The organism is Actinoplanes subtropicus (assembly GCF_000721705.1).
Taxonomy (GTDB): Bacteria; Actinomycetota; Actinomycetes; order Mycobacteriales; family Micromonosporaceae; genus Actinoplanes; species Actinoplanes subtropicus.
On record NZ_JOJL01000024.1, the window covers coordinates 1 to 15,985 of the forward strand.

12 protein-coding genes are annotated in these 15,985 nt (G+C 70.8%); 4 read left to right on the forward strand and 8 right to left on the reverse strand.

The features are described 5' to 3' along the window. Positions 1-94: 94 nt before the first annotated feature. The 4 genes from IH26_RS0131075 to IH26_RS56285 all read right to left on the reverse strand — a co-directional run bounded on the left by IH26_RS0131075 (position 95) and on the right by IH26_RS56285 (position 10,938). Positions 95-616, reverse strand: coding sequence for a GNAT family N-acetyltransferase (locus IH26_RS0131075; protein ID WP_030439815.1), 522 nt, complete (start codon positions 614-616; stop codon positions 95-97). A gap of 83 nt (positions 617-699) precedes the next feature. Continuing rightward, complete coding sequence (locus tag IH26_RS0131080; protein ID WP_157437469.1) at positions 700-6,690, reverse strand: LamG-like jellyroll fold domain-containing protein; 5,991 nt, start codon at positions 6,688-6,690, stop codon at positions 700-702. 262 nt (positions 6,691-6,952) lie between these two features. Beyond that, positions 6,953-8,902: a ricin-type beta-trefoil lectin domain protein gene (locus tag IH26_RS54210; RefSeq protein WP_157437470.1), complete on the reverse strand. Its 1,950-nt coding sequence runs from the start codon at positions 8,900-8,902 to the stop codon at positions 6,953-6,955. Between the two features lie 104 nt (positions 8,903-9,006). Continuing rightward, on the reverse strand, positions 9,007-10,938 hold the full coding sequence (locus IH26_RS56285) for a non-reducing end alpha-L-arabinofuranosidase family hydrolase (RefSeq protein WP_051808797.1): 1,932 nt from the start codon (positions 10,936-10,938) through the stop codon (positions 9,007-9,009). Between the two features lie 243 nt (positions 10,939-11,181). Here IH26_RS56285 and IH26_RS0131095 point away from each other — a divergent pair, with 243 nt between their 5' ends. Beyond that, positions 11,182-12,066, forward strand: coding sequence for an expansin EXLX1 family cellulose-binding protein (locus IH26_RS0131095; protein WP_030439819.1), 885 nt, complete (start codon positions 11,182-11,184; stop codon positions 12,064-12,066). Between the two features lie 18 nt (positions 12,067-12,084). Here the strand turns inward: IH26_RS0131095 and IH26_RS0131100 are convergent, their stop codons facing one another. Next, the gene (locus IH26_RS0131100; RefSeq protein ID WP_030439820.1) at positions 12,085-12,510 is read right to left on the reverse strand and encodes an SRPBCC family protein; all 426 of its coding nucleotides are present in this window, start codon (positions 12,508-12,510) and stop codon (positions 12,085-12,087) included. A gap of 23 nt (positions 12,511-12,533) precedes the next feature. Here IH26_RS0131100 and IH26_RS0131105 point away from each other — a divergent pair, with 23 nt between their 5' ends. Next, positions 12,534-13,070, forward strand: a complete 537-nt coding sequence (locus IH26_RS0131105; RefSeq protein WP_030439821.1) for a TetR/AcrR family transcriptional regulator — start codon at positions 12,534-12,536, stop codon at positions 13,068-13,070. Here the strand turns inward: IH26_RS0131105 and IH26_RS0131110 are convergent. Both IH26_RS0131110 and IH26_RS0131115 read right to left on the reverse strand, forming a co-directional pair. Further along, entirely contained in the window at positions 13,052-14,293 is a 1,242-nt protein-coding gene (locus IH26_RS0131110; RefSeq protein WP_030439822.1) for an alpha/beta hydrolase, read from the reverse strand. The two genes, IH26_RS0131105 and IH26_RS0131110, sit on opposite strands and share 19 nt — an antisense overlap. Next, on the reverse strand, positions 14,293-14,829 hold the full coding sequence (locus IH26_RS0131115) for a helix-turn-helix domain-containing protein (protein ID WP_030439823.1): 537 nt from the start codon (positions 14,827-14,829) through the stop codon (positions 14,293-14,295). Before IH26_RS0131115 ends, IH26_RS0131110 begins: the two co-directional genes overlap by 1 nt. Positions 14,830-14,897: 68 nt before the next feature. On the opposite strand from IH26_RS0131115, the gene IH26_RS0131120 reads away from it, so the two are divergent. Next, positions 14,898-15,107 (forward strand): hypothetical protein, encoded by a 210-nt coding sequence (locus IH26_RS0131120; RefSeq protein ID WP_030439824.1) that lies wholly within the window; start codon positions 14,898-14,900, stop codon positions 15,105-15,107. 341 nt (positions 15,108-15,448) lie between these two features. Here the strand turns inward: IH26_RS0131120 and IH26_RS0131125 are convergent, their stop codons facing one another. Then, positions 15,449-15,634, reverse strand: coding sequence for a hypothetical protein (locus IH26_RS0131125; RefSeq protein ID WP_030439825.1), 186 nt, complete (start codon positions 15,632-15,634; stop codon positions 15,449-15,451). Here IH26_RS0131125 and IH26_RS64675 point away from each other — a divergent pair. Next, positions 15,614-15,973: an effector-associated domain 2-containing protein gene (locus IH26_RS64675; RefSeq protein WP_425394415.1), complete on the forward strand. Its 360-nt coding sequence runs from the start codon at positions 15,614-15,616 to the stop codon at positions 15,971-15,973. The two genes, IH26_RS0131125 and IH26_RS64675, sit on opposite strands and share 21 nt — an antisense overlap. Positions 15,974-15,985: the final 12 nt, after the last annotated feature.

Sequence of the window (15,985 nt, forward strand, 5' to 3'; positions counted from 1 at the left end):
GGCCACATCCAACACCGGGATGCGACCGCTTCGCGGCCGACGCCAGCCACCACCTGGACCTCGCCTCGCTCCCACGTGATCCACCAGATAGGCCCTAGGCCGATAAGTCCAGCCACATGGAGATTTCGTCGCGGTCGTCGCCGGGTCCGATGCGCAGCGCGCCCGGCAGCCGGCCGACCTCCCGATAGCCGAGCTTGGCGTAGAAGGTCTCGATTCCCATCCCGCCCCGCACGGTCACCTGCAGTCCCGCCAGCCCCGCCTTACGCCCGAGCGCCTCGGCCGTACGCATCAGCGCCGAGCCCAGCCCGCGCTCGCGACCGTGCGGCGTCACCATGACCCGCATGAGTACCCGCCAGTGGTCCTTGAACCCGAACCGGTTGTCCACGACGAACAGCAGCGCCACCACCTCGTCGCCGTCCAGCCCCAGGATCACCCGGTCGATCCCGGCCGCGACCCCGTTGAACGCCCGCTCGGCGACCGGCCACACCTCCTCGGCGCGAACTGGCGCCACGAACCCCACGGCACCGCCGGCGTTGGTCACCTCCACCCAGAGCGCGACGATCCGTGCCCGCAGGTCATCGGTCAGTTCGGGGTCCACCACGAATTCCACGGCCATGCCGCCATCATGCCGAGCGCCGGAACCCGCGTCCCGGGGGCCCGCCGGGACCCGAATCGGCCGGTCCCGGCGGGCCGCTTGGGTCACGACGTCGCGAGCTGGGTGATCAGGCTCGGCGAGACGACGCCCTGGTAGACCTTGACGGCGTCGAGGTCACCGGCGAACCGGTCGGCCTTGATGCCGTCCCACAGCGTGCGGCCGGCCGTGAACGCGCCGTCCGACGCCCAGCCCGCGGGCACCGCGGTGGAGGGCATGGCGACCCCGTTCACATAGAGCGTGATCGTCCCGGCCGACGCGTCGTACACGCCGACCAGGTGGGTCCACTTGTTCAGGGTGACGCCGGCCGGACTCGCCGAGTAGTCCGTCGCCGCCTCGTCCGTGTCGCTCCGCGTGGTCATGAACCGCCAGCAGTCGCACGAGTCGCGGTACTGGAGCATGAACCGGCCGACGTGGGCGCCGTCCTGCGAGACCGCGGTGTAGACCGCGGACTTGCTGGTGAGGTTGACCCACGCCGCCACCGAGAAGGACTGGTCGGTGCGCAGCATGGGCTGGGCGATGCTCACCCATGCGTCGGTGCCGTTCAGATGGACCGCGTCCGGGTCGGTGTCGTTGTGCCCCGCCCCCGTGTCGGTGGCGCCGCCGACGAGATTGCCGGGGTGTTCGCCCCACGAGTCGTCCGCGACCGCCAGCGAGCTGTTGAAGTCGAGCTCCCAGTCCATGACCGGCAGCGCCGTCCCCAGGATGTCGACCTCGTCGCTGCCCAGCGGCCGGGCCCACACCGCCGTCTCGGTGATGTCTCCGGCGAACCACTCGCTCGGGCCGCGCCCGATCCAGGTGGGACCGTCGACGTCGTTGTACGGGACGACCTGGTCGATGCTGACGCCGCTGCCGTTGACGTAGAGCGTCAGCGTCTGCAACTCGGCGTCGTAGGTCACCGCCAGGTGGGTCCAGACCCCGGTCTGCGCGGGGTTCTCGGACACCGCGCTGTACCAGGCCACCCCGCTGCCCGACGCCGCCGACGGCATCTCCGCCTGCCATCTGTCCTGGGCCTGGTTGTATCGGAGGGTGAACGGGCCGAAGCCGCCCGAGCTGGAGCCGCGGGCGAAGACGGTCCGGTTCGCCGACTTGTCGGTCAGCCGGACCCAGGCCGACACCGAGAAGCTCTTCGCCGTGTTCGGCTTGTAGTCGGTGCCGGCGTACGCGCTGGAACCGTTGAACCTCCCGGCGTGGCCGTCGTGCAGCCGCCCCTGGACCCAGCTCACGTTGGTCAGCGTCGCGTCGTGCATGGTGGGCGAGCTGCTCGAGCCGGTGCCCGACCCGGTGTCCAGGACGGTGGCGCCGGTGCCCTCGGCGAATTTCCACTCCGCGACCGGGATGTCGCCGGGCTCCGTGCCCGCCTCCGGCGCGGCGATCCAGTCGCCGGCGTCGCTGGCGTTCAGGTACTCCTCCGCCAGCCTCGCGTAGTACGAGTCGTTCGGATAGGTGCCCGTGCCGACGGTGGCGGTGTAGGCGGGATCGGTGGTGTCCGAGACCTCGTCCCCGCCGGTGGAGACGGCGCCCGCGAAGTTGATCGCGCCGTCCGCGTACCCCAGCAGGTTGTTGGCCAGGATCTCGCCGTTGACCAGCTCGCGGGCCGCCTCCTGGTTCGCGGTGTGGCTCGCGGTGAACGGTGGCACCGTGGCCACGTAGACCTTGAGCGCCCCGCTCGCGGTCGGCAGCTTCGCCGCCGGGTCGGAGGCGCCGTCGGACTTGACGGCATGCGCCTGCGACGCCAGCGCCTTCAGCCGGGTGGTCACCCCGGTCGCGCAGGCGTCCGGGGTACCGGTGCAGGCCAGCAGGTCGGTGGAGCCGGCCGAGATCAGCACCGTCCGCACGTTGGGCTGGCCGAGGATCTCCCGGTCGACCAGGGCGCCGGCCGACGACGCCCGGCCGGGGTCGCCGGCGGGCAGCGTGAACCCGCCGCCGGTGTTGCTGCTCGCCTGGTTGAGCACCCCGAACGGCACGGTCCCGTCGCCCCGGCCGTCCGCGGCGAACGCGTCGGACAGCTGGTCGCTGAACTGCTCGCCGGAGTAACCGGCCCGATCCGGGTTGATGGTCTGGTCGCCGAAGAGGACCAGGGCGCCGTCCGGGTCGGCGGCCGGCGTGGTGACGTCGACGCCGGCGAGATACGGCAGGCCGGTGAGAGCCGACTTGGTGAAGCCGGAGCCGTCCCGGTCGGTGGTGTGGTTGACGCCGTCGGAGGCGCTCAGGTACAGCGCGGACGCGGCGTCCCGGTGCCCCGGCATCGCCGGGCGACTGCCGTGGACCTGCAGGCTGACCAGCAGCGTCGTACGGTCCCCGGCGCTCAGCGTGACCGGATCGCCGGCCACGTCGCCGCCGGCCGCCAGGGTCGTCGCGGCCGATCCGCCGAAGGTCAGCGGGATCGGCGCGGCGGCCGCGGTGGCGCCGCCCGCGGTGCTGTCCTGCACCGCGATCGACGCCGCGTCGAAGGTGACCGGGGTGGTGCCCAGGCTGTTCGACAGATGCACCCGGACCTGCGTGGTGGCGCCCTTCGTGCCGATGCTGAGCCGGACCGGCATCCGGACCGTCTGGTTGGTCAGCGGCGTGGCGCCGGAGGCGGAGATCGCGGTCAGGGCCGCGGTGTCCTGGGCCGCGGACCAGCTGCCGACCCAGTGGGCCGAGCCGGTCACCGCGATCGGCCGGATCCCGAGGCCGAGGACGTGCATCGCCGGCACCCCGCCCTGCACCACGTTGGTCTGCACCGGCAGCGTGATGCTGTCCACCACCGCGCCGGGGCACAGCAGCGGCACGCTGACCGCGAAGAAGCTGGTCGGTACGGCGCTGCGGGTGGCGACGGCGTTGTTGCGGCGGGGCAGGGTCAGCGCGGCCTCGGCGGGCGGGGTGTAGGCCCAGTCACTGAGCGTGCCGACGGTGAACTGCTGGCTCCGGATGCCGCAGCTGGTGGCCGCGTACGTGATCCGGCCGCTCAGGTCGGCGGCCGGGCCCCAGGTGGCCAGCCCGACGAACACCACCGCGTTGCCGCGGTTCACGACGCCGGTGGCCGGCACCCGGACGACCTGCCCGTTGGCGAGGATGTTGTCGTCGGCGCCGTTGCCGAACGCCGCGGGCAGCTTGATCGCCGCGCCGTTCACGGTGACGGTGGCGCCCTGGGTCCAGCCCGCCGCCTCGAGGTCGGCGGCCTCCAGGCTGGTGCCGCCGCCGTCCGCGTCGGCCTTGGTGATCGTCGACGACGTGCCGTTCGTGGTGAGCCGGCTGATCGCGGTGTTGTTCCGGCACTTCGTGGTGTCGTTGATCCAGCAGGTGGGCAGCGGCGACAACCGGATCATGTCGACCCCGACCCGGTTCTGGGTGGCGTTGGGGTCCTCGCCGGTTATCGCCCAGGTGAGGGTGTGCACTCCCTTGTCGAGCGTCATCGGCACGTCGTTGCCGTCGGTCAGCGCGCCGAAGCTCCGGTAATCCGTGGCCGTCTCGGCCGGGCTGTAGCCGTTGTAGCCGGTGAGCAGGGTCCTGGCGGTGGGCCTGCCCTGGTCGAAGGTGAGGTCGAAGATGCCGTACATCTGGCCCTTGACCAGGTTGGCGCCGAGCTCCCAGGCGCCGGTCTCCGGCACGTCGAAGGAGACCGTCATCGACGGGGCGGCGGAGCCGGGAAGGTGCGGGCCGTCGATGAGCATCGCCTGGTAGCCGTCGCCGAAGTAGACCGGCGGGGTGGCGGCCTGCGCCACGACGTGGCCGGTGCCGGTCCTGGTCGCGGCCGGCACGGTCGTCGTGGTGCCGTCGGTGTTCGTGGCGGTCCAGCCCGAGACCAGCTGCGACCCGTACGCGATGGTCGGCGTCCACCGGCCGGCCAGGAAGGTGTACGTGGTCTGCGGCGAGGTGGAGCCCGCCTGGTCGACGGCCTTCACGAAGAGCCGGTGCGGGCCCGAGGTGATCGGGGTGAACGAGACGCCGGCGCTACCGTTGATCACCACGGCGCCGGTCCCGTTGCCGTTGTCCGCCTTGGCGAAGTAGATCGTCTGAGCGGCCAGGGTCGTGGTCGAGGTCCACTGAGTGCCCTTGGTCGACGAGTAGCCGACGTCGGCCAGGTCGTGGTCCAGCGCGAACAGGTATCCGGTGACGTTGTTCGTCTTGTCGTTGCCCAGCTGGAACAGGCCCTTGTCGGTGTACGAGCCGCCCTCCACGCCCGGCGGGAACTGGCTGGACCGGACCGTCGGCGCGTGCGGGGCCAGCGTGTCGACGACCATCGTCTGGGTCGCCGTGTAGACGCCGGCCCACAGGCCCGAGGCGTTCTGCACGGTGGCCTTCCAGGTGTACGTCCCGTCCGCCAGCGACGGCACGGTCCAGCTGCTGCCGTTCAGGCTGTATCCGCTGTATCCCAGTTGGACCCGGCTGCCGGCGGAGTTGAAGACCTGGTACTGGATCCGGACGTTCTCCTGGTAGCCGTTCGCCTTCGGGTTGACGCCCTTGGCCGAGATCGTCGGGGTGTGCGTCGTGGTGACGTTGCGGCCCTGGTCCACGACGCTGGGCGTGGTGGTCGGGGTGCCGGTGCCGTTCAGGAGCACGGGCTTGTAGCTGTACCGCACCGACAGCGTGGCGCCGCCGCCGTAGCCGAGCTGCTTCCAGCTGTACTTGTCGTTCATGTCCTTGGCCTCGACCAGGAACGTGGCGGTGCTCTTGCTGTGGCCGGCGATCGCGGTGATGAAGCTGCGCACGTCGAACTTGAGGTCCGGCGGGCTCACTGCGACGTTCGACGTTCCGCAGTTCAGTTCCTTGCTGCTGGCGGTGGACAGCACCCCGGTCGCCTTGCCCGGCTCGTGTCCCCAGTAGAGCGTGGACGGGCCCCAGCCGCTCGGCGCGCCCATGCCGTAGACCACTGCGTCGGTGTTGTAGCAGGACGCCGCCCAGCGTTCGACCACGTACAGGGTCGCGTCGAAGATCTGGGCGCCGCGGATGCCGGCGGTGTTCATCTGGTAGTACGTGCGGGCCCGCTCGGCCGCGCCGGTGGGCCAGTCGTCGTACCCGATCCGGGCGCTGGTCGCGCCGGTCTTCGAGGTCGAGTTGTAGACGTCCCAGCCGTTGCTCGAGATCCGCGCCCAGTTGACCTGGCTCGGGTTGCCCGACCAGTACGGGTCGACGTAGACCGGGTAGCGCGTGGTCTTGGCGGTCAGCAGTTTCCGGTCCAGGGCGAGGGTCTGCCGGCCCGCGGCAAGTCGCACGGTCAGCTTCGACCGGTGGCCGCCGAGCCGCTCGGCCGCGGCGCGCGTCTCCTGCGGCGTGGTCGCGGGCGGTAGCGCCTTTTCGCCGGTGGCCGGGGTGCTGTCCCACATGGCCGCGGTGCCGGTCTGGAAGACCCGCGCGCCGGTGCGGCTGTCGATCGCCTCGGCTCCGCCGTCGCGGGTTTCGGCGAGCCGCAGGCCGCTCGCCTTGATGCCGAGATCGAGCTTGGCGAGCGCGGGATTGGCGGCCGCCTGCGCGGTCTTGACGACCAGCATCGAGGAGTATCCGGTGGCGTCGGCGATGACCTGCAGATCGACGCCGGGATAGACCTCGGGGTACGTGGCGGTGTCGCCGTGCACGACCGGCGCCGGCAAGGCCGCGGCCCAGCTGAACGCCAGCGCCCGCGAACCGTCCTTCATGGTCAGCAAGCCGGTCTTTCCCCCGCCGGAGACCGACAGCTGGGAGAGCGCCGCCCTGGGCGCGTAGGTGCCGTCCTTCTGCCGGACCAGCGTGGTGTCGATCGGCACCCATGTGCCGCCCTGCCGGACCCGCTGCGGGTTGGTCGACGATCTCCGGGTCAGGGTGCCGTCCGGGTTCGCCGAGGTGGTGCTGTACTCGTCGGTCAGGGACGCGATCGTGACCGGCTGCCGGGTCGCCTCGGCCTTCTTGATCGCGGCCGGCACGGGGTCGGTGGGTGTCTTCGCCGGGGTGTGCGCGGTTGGTGTCCCGGCCCGGGGCGTGGCCGCCCGGGCAGGTGTTCCGACCCCCGCTGAACCCGCGGCGAGCAACGCGACGACCGTGGCGGCCACGGTCGTGCGGAGTTGGCTCGTTCGCGACATGTGTCCTCGAAACCTCTCTGTTCGCAGACGATCTTGGATCGTGCGTCGGTCATTGTGCGTGTCCGGCCAGGACTCGCACGACCCCGTTCGCTGCGGCGCGCCCCGAATGTCATTGAAAGGCGCGAAAACATCGATGTGACGAAGGGTGATAACTCGCGTACGTACCGGTGTCCCCGGGCCGTTCAGGCTTTGGCCGCCGTGCCGCCGGCGGTCACCGACCCCGCCGGTTCGCCCGGCGGGGTCGGTGAGTGGCCGGCTCGGGTCAGTGCAAGGCCCACCGCTGGTTGGCGCTTCCGAAGCCGTTCCAGATCACGACCGGGGATCCGTCGGCGGTCCGGCCGCCGAACACGTCGAGCACCTGACCGGTGGCCCGATTGACCACGGCGCCACCCGCGGTCAGGGTCCATTGCTGGCCGGTGCCGCCGGTGCACGCCGAGATCCGGACCTTGGTGCCCCGGGCCGCGCCGGCCGGCACGCCGAGGCACCGGTTGCCGTAGATGGTGAGCGTTCTGGCGGAGGTCAGCGTCCACCGCTCACCGGCGGACCCGTTGCAGGAGTAGATCGTGGCCGCGGTACCGGCGGCCGGGCTCGCGGCCCGCAGGCATCGACCCGATCCGGCGCCGCGCAGGGCACCGGTCCGGCCGCTGCCGGTCGGGGTGGCGGTCGGGGTGGCCGGCGCCGGCTTGGTCGGGGTGGGGGTGGGCGTGGTGGCGGTCGGGGTGCTGGCGCTGGGGGCGGGCGAGGGCCGGCTGCCCGCGGTGGTCTCGAGCAGCGTGATCGAGTACGGCGGGACGGTGAGGGAGCCGGCGGAGCTCGCGGTGGCGGTGGTGATGCCGGTCGCGCCCTTGACCCACTGCTGGACGGTCGGCGCGGCCGCCGGGGTGTAGCCGGTGTAGCTCAGCGCCACGGTGGCGGAGTTGTTCAGATCCTCGTTGATCAGCAACACGTTCACCGCGCCCGACGCGGTCCGGACGGCGTGCACCTTCAGCCTGCCGTCGCTGGAGGTCGCGGAGACGAGAGTGTCGCCGGGGCTGCCGGCCCGCGCGGCCATGCTGAGCCCGAAGTAGCTCGGGTACGGCGTGTTCAGCGCCGGTGTCCCGGTGCCGCCGGGGGAGACGATCCCGCCCTCGCCGTAGTCGATGGTCCCGTCGCCGTTGGTGCTGGTCTTGCCGTCGCTGCCGTTGCGCAGGGTCCACCAGTCGGTGTTGAAGACACCGTTCTCCCACCAGCTGAGGTAGCTGTCGGCGGCGAACAGGCCGGCCGTGGCGGAGTCGTTCTGGTACGCGGCGTCGAGCTCGGTGATCGCGGTGGCCATGTTCGGCGCGTTGTACTTGGCGTACAGGCCGCGCAGGGTGCCCATGATGGCCGGGATCTCCTTGGTGGGCTTGGCCAGGTTGTCGGTGGGCGAGGTGGAATTGGGATACCAGTGGACGATCCCGAAGTCGGCCTTGGCGCCCACGATCGACAGCACGGTGTTGTTCCAGTCCGCAGTGTCCCCGCTGGCCACCTGCCCGTCCGGCCAGCTGCCCGGGGTGCACAGCACGATGCCGATCTTGATCGACGGGTCGACCGCCTTCATGGCGGAGATGTACTGCAGCGCGTTGGTGGCGTAGGCCTTGGGGCTCTTGTCCGCGTGGTTGTCGGTCTCCCACTTCGACCCGTAGTGGCCGTTGCCGGGGATCTCGTTGCCGATCTCCCAGTACTTGACCCCGTATCCCTTGGTCTTGTTGGCGTAGGTGACCCAGTCGGCGGCTTCCTGTGGCGTACCGGAACCGTAGTTGGCGATCAGGACGGGCTGTGCCCCGACGGCCTTCGCGGTGGTCATGAACTGGTCGAACGAGGTGTTCGGGGCGACATACCCGCCGTTGGCCGTGTTGTCCTTCCAATCGAAGTTGTCGCCGTAGGACCCGCCCGGGTAGCGCAGCGCCCTGATCCCCGCCGCCTTGAGCAGCGCGGGCTGGTCGGCGTCGTTCATGTGCGCGTCCCAGACCGCCTCGTTCAGGCCCTGCCCGGCCGTGGGGATCGTGGCCTTCGCGACGGCCGGGTCGACCGTGACGGTGATCGATGCGGCGGCCTGGCTGGTGGACGCGGTGACCGTGGCGAACCCCGCCGCCGCCAGCGTCACCGCGCCGACCACCGCGATGGTGCGGGTCCGCCCTGGCCGCGGGCGTTCTCCGCCGATCTGGCTGTCGGTCACACCGTGTTGTCTCACGAACCCTCCCTGGATGACGTCCCGCCGGTGCGGGACCCACCAGGAAGAGAGAGCGGTACGGGCCCGGATGGTTGCCCGCACCCGAACACCTTTTGGTGAACGGATCAATGGCAGGTCGAGTTCGTCTGGGTGAGCAGCCCCAGCTGGAAGGTCCGATTGTCCTGGTAGCGGCGGTCCAGGCCGAGATAGAGCAACCGCAGCTGGCAGGGGTTGACGGTCAGCCGCTGGTCGACTCCGTCGCGGATCAGTTCGCCCCGCACGATGTCGCTGGTCCAGGCGCCGGCCGGGAAGGTGATGTTGCCGGCGCCGGCGAAGGGTGCGGCCGGAGTGTCGGCCAGCGGCGTCCAGGGCCCGGCGATGCTGGTGGCGGTCCACGAGCGCAGGTACCCGTGCCCGTCGCCGCCGAAGGCCTGGCTCAGCAGGAGGTATTGACCGGTTCCGGCGACCTGGTACACCCGGCTGGCCGCGAACGTGGTGCCCTGCCCGGAGTCCTGGGCGGCGATGACCGGCTGGCTCATTCCGTTGGGGAAACTCGCCTTCGCCGTCTGCGAGCGGAACAGGTGACCGCGGTTGTCGGAGGAGAACAGGTGGCAGGTGGTGTCGTCGCAGATGACCCAGCTGTCGACCCAGTATCCGCCGCCGTCGAGGTTCCTCTGGATGAGGTCGGGAACCCCGTCGTAGAAGTCCTTCGGAGCGCTCCAACCGTTCGGGTTGTTCAGGTCGGGGTTGGTGGAATAGGAGAGGTTGCCGGACTGGTAGATCAGGTACCACAGCTTCTGCGGGGCGAAGTAGAAGACCTGTGGCGCCGCGCGGAACCCGGCGCCGATCGGCGAGGACGCCAGGCTGTGCAGCGGGGCCGAATTCGCCTCCGACCAGCGGCTGAAACTGAGGTACCCCAAGCCGTAGCCCGCGGAGCTGACCGTGGTGACGAACACATGCCAACGGCCACCGTCGTACACCACGCTCGCATCCTTGAGACCGGTGACCCCGCTGGCATCGACCCGCGGCGAGATCACCGGAGCCCCGGAACGCCACTGGAAGCTCGTGGGAAGCCGGCGAGCGTTGTTTCCGGCCGGGGGAAGAGGTGCCTTCGAGGGCGGGACCGCCGACGGGCGTGGGGTGTCCGGCCGCGTCGCCGCGCTCGGGCTCGGGCTCGGCGACGCCTCGAGCACCGCTGCCCGATTGTCGCGGCCTCGCCAATAGGCGACGGCGGACACGCTCGACGCGGCGACCACGACGGCGAGCGCCGCCGCCGCGGCGACCAGCGCGGGCATCAGTCGCCGCCGCTTCGGCGCGATCCGGGGCGAACCGGCGGCCGGCTCGGCGGGACCGCCCGGCAAGGCGTCGGCCTGGGCCATGACGCGGTCGACGAAGGCGTCGAGATCCAGCTCGCGCCGATCGGCGTGCTGGGAGAGCAGCGGGCCGATCCAGCTCTCGTCCTGCCTCTCAACCGGCATGGCTTCCCTTCCTCTGCCTCTCGGCCGCCCGCGCCTCGGCCTGCAGCACTTCCGCGACGCGGATGCGGCGTCGCCGAGTTGCTGCCGGAACTGCACCACCGCCTTCGAGGTCTGGCTCTTCACCGTTCCCACGCTCACCCCGAGCGTCTCGGCCACCTCGTACTCGGTGAGCTGGAAGCAGTGGCGCAGCACGAGGCAGGCGCGCCGCCGCGGCGGCAGGCGGAGCAGCGCTGAGCGGACGTCGATCACGACCGCGGTGTCCGGGTCGTGGGTGTCGTGGGTGGTCAGGAATTTGAGCCGGTCGAGCAGCGTCACCTCGCGGGCCCGGCGACGGTAATGTCCCGATGCCTCGTTGACCAGAATCCGCCGGACGTACGCCAGCGGGTGGTCGGCCTGCCGCACCCGGTCCCAGTGCTGCCAGGCCGCCAGCAGGGCGTCGGCGGCGAGATCCTCGGCATCGTGCTCGTCGCCCAGCATGAGGTAGGCGAGCCGATCCAGACCGCGAGCGTGCTGGGTGACGAAGGCGGCGAAGCCCTGCCTGCCCGCCCCGGCCTCGCCGGGCTGTCCGCCTTCTCGCACGTCTCACCTCCAGGTGATCCGGGAGCATACGCCGGTCCGGAAACGACCCGGCACGCCGGATATCCGCAGGTCCCGGGCCTGACGGGCAAGATCTGTGGGGTACGTCACAAACCGAGTCCGCGGGCAACCCTGCGGGGCCGAAGGCCGCTCTCGGGTATCGGCGCGTGCCTCTACGGCGTGCGGAAAGCCAGGAAAGGGAAGGGTGGAATGTCAGCAATGCACCAGAGTGGACGGCGTCGGCGCGTGTGGCAGATCGTGGGCGTCGCGACCGCCGTGATCGTTGCGGGCCTTCTCGCCCACCCCGCGGTGTCGGCGGCGCTCGCCGCCCGGCCGAGCGGAACGGCATCGACGTTTCAGCCGGCGGCCGCCATCTCGTTCCCCGCCGCGCCGCCGAGTCCGATCTCTCCCAGCCCGTACGCCACGAGCCCGGCCGCCACCCCGCGGTCCGCCACCACCGTGGCGGCCTCCCCGGCCCAGCAGGGAGCGGCCGCGGCGCCCACCGGCGCGCCCTTGGCCGGGCGGATCAAGCCGGGCGTGGCCCATACCGGGGTGGCGACCTTCTACCAGGGCGCCCAGAACTCCGGTGCGTGCTTGTTCGATCGCAGCCCGGACCACTTCACGGCGGCCATGAACGAGAAGGACTTCGAAGGGTCCAAGGCCTGCGGCGCCTACGTCCAGGTCCGCGGTTCGAACGGCGCCACGATCACCGTACGGATCACCAACCTGTGCCCGTACCCGTGCCGGGTGGGGCAGCTCGACCTCGACCCCGAGGCGTACAAACTGCTGGCCCCGCCGCAGACCGGCGAGACCCCGATCACCTGGAAACTGGTGAGCCCGGCCATCTCGGGCGGGATCGCCATTCGGTACAAGTCCGGTTCCAGCCAGTGGTGGTGCGGCATCCAGGTGATCAACCACCGGAACCCGGTGGCCCGGCTGGAGGTCAGGACGGCGGGTCGCTGGAAGGCCTTGCCCCGCAGCTCGTACAACTATTTCCTCTCCGCGAACGGGGCGGGCTGCGGCGCGGACCTCCGGGTCACCGACATCTACGGACAGGCGCTCGTGGTCCGCGGGCTGCCGGTCAAGGCCAACGTGACGCAACCGACGAACCAGCAGTTCGCCAAGCACTGAGGGCGCAAGGCGGAGGAATCAGGCCGGGACGTGGCCGGCGGCTTGCCGGAAAGCCTCGTTCTCCCGCTGGATCACCCGGGCGATCATGCCGCCGAAGAGGGCCCCGAAGAGCCCGGCGCCGGGGCCGGTGACCTCGATCGACAGTGTGTTCCGGGTGCCAGCGGCGGCGGGCGCCAGGACATGCTTGCCGATCATGCGCAGGCCCAGCCGCCGGGTCTCCCAGGTGAACTCGGTCTCCGGTGCGATCGCCGACACGGTCCACACCGCGGCGGTCTGGCCCGGCTGCTTGACCCGGGCCGAGCTGCCCACCCGCAGCGGCCCGGGCTCGAGGCGCTCGACGGCCTGCATGGTCGGCATGAAGGACGGCCACCGCTCGACGTCGGTGGTGAGGCGCCAGACCACCGGCGGCGGCGCGCTGATGACGGTGCTGTGCTCTCGGTACATACCGGCACTGTACCATTTGGTACATGCCCGTAGAAGCCCGCGAAGCCCTGTTGGCCAAGGTCATGGCGGCGGTGGCCCAGGAGGGTCTGGCCGACCGCAGCCTGCGCGAGATCGCCGCGAGCGCCGGCACCAGCCATCGCATGCTGATCTACCACTTCGGCTCGCGGGAGGGGCTGCTCGCGGCGATCGTGGGCGCGATGGAGGCCCAGCAGCGGGCGGCGCTGGCGGCGCTGGCCGGCGGCACCCCGCGCGAGGTGATGACGGCCCTCTGGGCGCAGGTGTCCAGCGACGAGCTGCGTCCCTTCGTACGCCTCTTCTTCGAGGTCTTCGCCCTTGCCCATCGCGGCGAGGCCGATCCGCCCGACGCGGTGACCGGGCCCTGGCTGGACGCCGCTTCGGCGATGGCCGAGCGCATGGGCATACCGGTGGAGCGGGCCGCGCTGCGGCTGGGTGTCGCGGTCTCCCGCGGCCTGCTGCTCGACCTGCTGGCCGGGGCGCCGCGGGAAGAGGTCGACGAGGCGTACGAGTTCTTCGTCCGGCTCTACGAGGGCTCTTCCTGAATCCAGTGGGAAATGTCGGTCACCACGGCCGGGTCCACATGCTGGGCCCGTTCGTACTCGGCCGGCTTTGACGGGCCGCTCCCGGCGAAGAAGAAGTGATTGTCGGCGTCGTGGATGCGGATCGTCACGCCCGGGTGGTCGCCGAGGGCGGCCCGCCAGCGGGCGAGGTCGTCGTCGACCGTCGCCTGATAGTCGCGGCCGCCCTGCAGGATCAGCATCGGCTTGCCGAGCGCCGCGGCGGCCGCGGCCGGGTCATAGCCGCGCAGGTCCAGCCAGTACGAGGCGGGCACGCCGAACGGCAGGTCGGCGACCGGCGTGGCGGGGGAGAGATCGGGACTGTCCACCGCCTCGGCCTGCCGGGTGACCGAGTCGAGGAGCTGTTGAGGCGAGCCGAGGTAGCGGAACTGCCGGACCGCCGACCAGTGCATCGGCTGCGCCCCGCCGCCGAGAATAACCAGCCCGGCGACGGCCCGATCGGCGGCGGCGACCCGCGGCGCGACGCTGCCGCCGAGGCTGTGGCCGAGCACGAAGATCCGCGCCGGGTCGACGCCGGGCCGGTGGCGCAGCAGGTCGACGGCTGCGAGGGCGTGGTGCAGGTACTCGTCGTCGACCGTGAAACCGGCGATCTTGGCGACCCCGGCCGGCTTCGCGAAGGTGACCTTGTCGAATCGCACGGTGGCGATGCCCCGGGTGGCCAGCCCCCAGGCGAGGTCCTTGAACGGTTTGTTCCGGCCGATGGTCTCGTCCCGGTCCAGCGGCCCGGACCCGGCGAGCAGCACGACGGCGGCGACGATCGCCGGCCCGGCGGGCAAGGTCAGCGTGCCGGGCACGGCGAGCGGGCCGTCGCCGATCAGCACGTCCTCTTCGGACAGTGCGGCGGGATCGGCATACTCGGGCGGCTGCCACTCCTGGGTGGGCTGCGCGGCCTCCGGGCCGGCGATCTGCAGCGAGGTCACCCGGTCGCCGGCGATCGTGGCCAGCACGGTCGCGGCGCCGCCGGCGAAGGTCACCGGCACCCGGACCAGCGTGCCCGCGGCGCCGGCCGGCTCGCTCAGCGGCGCACCGAACGCGCTGACCGCGCCCTGCCGGTCGATCTCGGCCTGCCACGCGGCCCGGATCGCCTCGGGCGGCACCAGAGATTGCAGGTTGGGCGGGAACATGCCCGAAATTTCGGCAAATTGCCCGGCGCGGAGCCGGTCGATGAGGAGGGTGACGATGTCCATCAGGAACTCGCTTCCTCGCCGGGGAGCAGCACGGTGGCCAGGATCCGGCGTTTTCGGCCCGCGCGGGGCGGGTTGGCGGCGGCCGGTTGCAGCACGCGCAGCAGATCGCGAAGCAGGGTGGCGAACTCGTCGTCGTCGAGCCACAGGCCGGCCAGCCGGAAGCTCGCCTGATCGCGGATCGGGTCGATCTCGTCGCGGGCGAGATAGCGGTCGACGTCGCCGAGCAGGCTCGCCACGAACGCGAGAAACGCCTGCCGCATATCCGCGCGGCTCATCGTCGCGACCTGGTCGGCCGTGATCTGGGCGGCGCTCGTCCGCAGCACGTACGTGCGCTCGGTCGCCCCGCGGACCGACTGCTCCGCGACCACCTGCAGCACGCCGGCCTCGACCAGGCGGGCCACCTGCCGATACAGCGTGGCATGCGGCACGTCGGCGAGCTCGGCGGCCAACTGCCCGGTGGTCAGCGCCCGGTCGCCGAGGAACGCCTGGACGATCCGCAGCCGTACGGGATGAAGCAAGAGGTCTGCCGAGGCCATGCCGTCTCCCTACCCAACCGGTATCAGCGACGATATCATTATCGCTGTTGAGATTGGTAGGAGGCGCGATGACCGCGACAGACCTCGTCATGGCCCTGATCGGCGTGCTGGCGATCGGCGCGCTGATCATCTGGTTCGACCTGCGATGCCTGGCCGACCTGCGCCAGACCAGCGACTGGCGGCTGCGCCACTTCAACCGCGACGCGTGGGCGCTCCTGATCATCTTCGCGTTCCCGTTCGGTCCCCTGCTCTACCTGACCTGCGGCAAGCAGCAATGATTCGGTCGGCGGCGGCTCTGAAGATCTGCCGCGCCCTCAACGCCGGGGCCTGCCTTCGATCAACTTGATGACGAGTTGGCTGGCATTTCTGGTCGCGGAGATGGATCTTGAAGGTCTAGACCTACCCTCCTGTCGTCCGATATAGATCACTGAACGACGCGGACGCCGAGGCCGGAGAGCTGGCGGCGGAATCGGCCGGGTGGACGAGCTCCGCGTGAACGGGATCCATAAATACGGCCGCCCTCGCGAGGTATTCATCGCAATTGGGTTTGGTAGGGTCCGTGATGGCGGGCGGGATGCCGAGTCTGATCGATATGTACCCTCGACTATGTTGCCCAGCGTCATTGCGGCTCGGAAATCTGGAGGTTCTCGTGCAGCCTGCCGGTAACGGAGGCCACGCCAGGGACCTGCGCGAAGGACTGTTCAGCGCGTCGCTCAAGATCTCCCTGCTCGATTCCATTGAGGATCGTCGTCTCCTGCTGAGTCTGATCCGCCGAGATGCGAATCTGTCGGACATCGAGGAACATGCCGAGTTGAGAGGGCACGTTTTGCGTATCGTCCTGGCCTGTCTCGAGCGGCCGGCAAGGCTCTGGGCCGTGCGCGGGGCGCTGCCGGTGATGGCGCCGGACGAGAACGGGACGCACCAGGTCTGCCGATTGGTGGAGTCGGCGAGCATGGCCGGCCCGCTGCCCGGAAAGGATCTGTGGGCGGGTCGAGAACTGCTCCGTCGGTCGGCAGGCCTGCCCGCCGTGGTCGACCGGGCGTTCCGCGGTCGAGGGTATCGACCCGCAGGTCGCGGCTCAGAACACCGGCCCGGCCAGCGCATTCGACCGGCTGGTCGGCTGGGGCGACGGCATGGAGCATAGGCGCCCCGCGTT